Source organism: Pseudomonas sp. FSL R10-0399, from assembly GCF_009600165.1.
Classification (GTDB): Bacteria; Pseudomonadota; Gammaproteobacteria; order Pseudomonadales; family Pseudomonadaceae; genus Aquipseudomonas; species Aquipseudomonas helleri.
In genome coordinates, this window is the sequence record NZ_WIWK01000207.1 from 1 (window position 1) to 3,681 (window position 3,681).

At 60.6% G+C, this 3,681-nt stretch carries 6 protein-coding genes; all 6 read left to right on the top strand.

Annotated elements, in window-relative coordinates; all coding sequences use genetic code 11:
• On the top strand, nt 1–366 hold a 366-nt coding region (locus GHO41_RS28660; protein ID WP_178126606.1), incomplete at its 5' end, for a RibD family protein.
• Nucleotides 367–413: 47 nt separating this feature from the next.
• The gene (locus GHO41_RS28665; RefSeq protein ID WP_048367769.1) at nt 414–1,076 is read left to right on the top strand and encodes a riboflavin synthase; all 663 of its coding nucleotides are present in this window, start codon (nt 414–416) and stop codon (nt 1,074–1,076) included.
• Between the two features lie 16 nt (nt 1,077–1,092).
• Nucleotides 1,093–2,184, top strand: coding sequence for a bifunctional 3,4-dihydroxy-2-butanone-4-phosphate synthase/GTP cyclohydrolase II (ribBA, locus tag GHO41_RS28670; protein WP_048367768.1), 1,092 nt, complete (start codon nt 1,093–1,095; stop codon nt 2,182–2,184).
• Nucleotides 2,185–2,275: 91 nt separating this feature from the next.
• Nucleotides 2,276–2,752 (top strand): 6,7-dimethyl-8-ribityllumazine synthase, encoded by a 477-nt coding sequence (ribE, locus tag GHO41_RS28675; protein ID WP_153435301.1) that lies wholly within the window; start codon nt 2,276–2,278, stop codon nt 2,750–2,752.
• Complete coding sequence (nusB, locus tag GHO41_RS28680) at nt 2,749–3,249, top strand: transcription antitermination factor NusB (RefSeq protein ID WP_178110234.1); 501 nt, start codon at nt 2,749–2,751, stop codon at nt 3,247–3,249. Before ribE ends, nusB begins: the two co-directional genes overlap by 4 nt.
• A 15-nt stretch (nt 3,250–3,264) precedes the next feature.
• Nucleotides 3,265–3,681 (top strand): AIR synthase related protein (locus tag GHO41_RS28685; RefSeq protein ID WP_256678887.1); only part of this gene is annotated, 417 nt, incomplete at its 3' end.

Consider the following 3,681-nt stretch of genomic DNA (forward strand, 5'->3'; position numbering starts at 1 on the left):
GCCTTGGTCGCCACCTGCGTGCCGCCCGCCGAGCAATACCGCACCGGCCCCGAGTGCCTGGTGATCCACGGTGCCAACGGCCAGGTCGATTTGCGCAAACTGCTGGTGGCGCTGGCCGCCCGTGGCGTCAATGAGGTGTTAGTTGAAGCAGGTCCGCGTCTGGCTGGCGCCTTTGCCGAGCAAGGCCTGGTCGATGAGTATCAGATATTCATCGCCGCCAAGTTTTTGGGGTCGACCGCGAGGCCGTTGCTTGAGCTGCCGCTGACCCACATGAGCGAAGCGCCGTTGCTCAAAATCACTGAAATGCGCGCGGTAGGGGATGACTGGCGAGTCACAGCCATACCTGTGTCGCCCGCGAGCGTATAATTCTCAGCCTTCGCTTAGCGCAGGTTTTGTTCTCAAGGGGAACGCCCATGTTTACCGGCATTATCGAATCCATCGGCAACATCCGCGCACTGACCCCAAAGGGTGGCGATGTGCGGGTTTATGTAGAGACCGGCAAGCTCGACCTGAGCGACGTCAAACTCGGCGACAGCATCGCGATCAACGGCGTGTGCCTGACCGCAGTAGAGCTGCCGGGCAACGGTTTTATGGCTGACGTCAGCCGCGAAACCCTTGATTGCACCGCATTCAACGACCTTAAAAGCGGCAGCCGGGTCAACCTGGAAAAGGCCCTGACCCCGACCACGCGTCTGGGCGGCCACCTGGTCAGTGGCCACGTTGACGGCGTAGGCGAAGTGATTTCCCGCGAGGAAAACGCCCGTGCCATCGAGTTCCGCATCCGTGCACCCAAGGAACTGGCCAAGTACATCGCCCACAAAGGCTCGATCACCGTCGACGGCACCAGCCTGACGGTCAACTCGGTCAATGGCGCCGAGTTCTCCTTGACCATCATTCCGCACACCCTGAGCGAAACCATCATGGACGACTATCGTCCAGGTCGCCGGGTCAACCTTGAAGTCGACTTGCTGGCGCGCTACCTCGAACGCCTGCTGCTGGGCGAAAAAGCCGCCGAGCCGACCTCGGGTGGTATCAGCGAAAGTTTTCTGGCCGCCAACGGCTACCTAAAATCCTGAAATAAGGGGGTGCCGCGTGGCGCTCAACAGCATCGAAGAACTGGTTGAAGACATCCGCCAAGGCAAGATGGTCATCCTGATGGATGACGAAGACCGCGAAAACGAAGGCGACCTGATCATGGCCGCCGAGTGCTGCCAGGCTGAGCACATCAACTTCATGGCGCGTTTCGCCCGTGGCCTGATCTGCATGCCGATGAGCCGCGAGCGCTGCGAAACGCTCAAGTTGCCATTGATGGCGCCGCGCAATGGCTCCGGCTTTGGCACCAAGTTCACCGTGTCCATCGAAGCCGCCACCGGCGTGACCACCGGCATTTCGGCCGCCGACCGTGCCCGTACGGTACAAGCCGCCGCTGCCAAAGACGCCAAGGCCGATGACATCGTCAGCCCGGGCCACATCTTCCCGCTGATGGCACAAGCGGGCGGCACCCTGGCCCGTGCTGGCCACACAGAAGCCGCCTGCGACCTGGCGCGCATGGCCGGTTTCGAGCCAAGCGGCGTGATCTGCGAAGTGATGAACGACGATGGCACCATGGCCCGTCGCCCTGAGCTGGAAGCATTTGCCGCTGAACACGGCATCAAAATCGGCACCATCGCCGACTTGATCCACTACCGGATGATCCACGAACGTACCGTTCAGCGGATTGCCGAGCAGCCACTGGACAGCGAACTGGGCCAATTCAACCTGGTGACCTATCGTGATTCTGTCGAAGGCGACGTGCACATGGCACTGACCCTGGGCAAGATCTGCGCTGAAGAACCGACGCTGGTACGGGTGCACAACATGGACCCGCTGCGCGACCTGTTGCTGGTCAAACAGCCCGGCCGCTGGAGCCTGCGCGCCGCCATGAGCGCCGTGGCAGAGGCGGGCAGCGGTGTGGTGCTGTTGCTGGGCCACCCGCTGGATGGCGATGTATTGCTGGCGCACATTCGCGAAACCGCCGATGCCGCACCGGTGAAAAAGCCGACCACTTACAGCATCGTCGGAGCAGGCTCACAGATCTTGCGTGACCTCGGAGTACGCAAAATGCGCCTCATGAGTTCACCAATGAAGTTCAATGCCATATCCGGTTTTGATCTGGAAGTTGTAGAATACGTGCCCGCCGAATAATGACCGGACATTTCCAGTCCCGATTCGTGGCCCAATATCCTTAAAGAACGCACGCAAGTGCGTTCTGGCTCTTTAATACGAGACATACCGAATGACCCTGAAGACCATCGAAGGTACCTTCATCGCCCCCAAAGGTCGCTACGCACTCGTCGTCGGCCGTTTCAACAGCTTCGTCGTCGAAAGCCTGGTGAGTGGTGCTGTTGATGCCCTGGTTCGCCACGGTGTAAGAGAAAGCGACATCACCATCATCCGTGCACCGGGTGCGTTCGAAATTCCGCTGGTTGCGCAAAAAGTTGCCCAGCGCAACGAATTCGCCGCCATCATCGCCCTGGGCGCTGTTATTCGTGGCGGTACTCCGCACTTCGAATACGTGGCTGGCGAGTGCACCAAAGGCTTGGCTCAGGTGTCCATGGAGTTTGGCGTACCGGTTGCATTCGGTGTGCTGACCGTTGACTCGATCGAGCAGGCCATCGAACGTTCCGGCACCAAAGCTGGCAACAAAGGCGCTGAAGCTGCACTGTCCGCTCTCGAAATGGTCAGCCTGCTGGCAGCGTTGGAGGCCAAGTGATTTCCGACGAAAGCGATCGTTTCAACCCGCGCGATCCTAAACCTGCGGATGCTGGCAAGCCCTCCAAGAGCGCCAAGCGTCGCGAAGCGCGTCAGCTCGCGACCCAAGCGCTGTATCAATGGCACATGGCCAAGCACTCGCTGAACGAGATCGAAGCCCAGTTTCGCGTGGACAACGACTTCACTGACGTTGACGGCGCTTACTTCCGCGAAATCCTGCACGGCGTACCGGCCAATCGTACCGAGATCGATGCTGCCCTGGTGCCATGCCTGGACATCACCATCGATGAGCTGGACCCGGTTGAACTGGCGGTTCTGCGCCTGTCCACCTGGGAACTGCTCAAGCGTGTCGACGTGCCTTACCGCGTTGTGATCAACGAAGGTATCGAGCTGGCAAAAGTCTACGGTTCCACTGACGGTCATAAGTTCGTCAACGGTGTTCTGGACAAACTGGCACCTCGCCTGCGTGAAGCTGAAGTCAAGGCGTTCAAGCGCTAACCCGCGCTGTTGGCCATGGGCGAGTTTGAGCTGATCCGCAACTTCTTCGCTGCCGCGCCTTGTGCGCAAGGCGGCGTGGGCGTTGCTTTGGGCATTGGCGACGACTGCGCCCTGCTGGATGTTCCCTTCGGGGAACAGCTGGCGATCTCCACCGACACCCTGGTAGCCGGGGTGCACTTCGCAGATCCTTGCGACCCTTTCTTGCTCGGTCAGCGTGCGCTGGCAGTGGCGGCCAGTGATTTGGCGGCCATGGGCGCCACCCCTGTTGCGTTTACCCTTGCCCTGACGTTGCCGACGGTTGAAGCCGCCTGGCTGGACGCGTTTGCCCGAGGCTTGAACGTCATGGCCCAGGCGTGCGACCTGCGGCTGATCGGCGGCGACACCACGCGCGGGCCACTGTGCCTCACCTTGACGGTATTTGGGCGCGTGCCC

Coding starts and splice junctions, on each gene's coding strand:
- GHO41_RS28665 (WP_048367769.1), top strand. CDS start 414: ATGTTTACCGGCATTATCGAATCCATCGGCAACATCCGCGCACTGACC.
- ribE (WP_153435301.1), top strand. CDS start 2,276: ATGACCCTGAAGACCATCGAAGGTACCTTCATCGCCCCCAAAGGTCGC.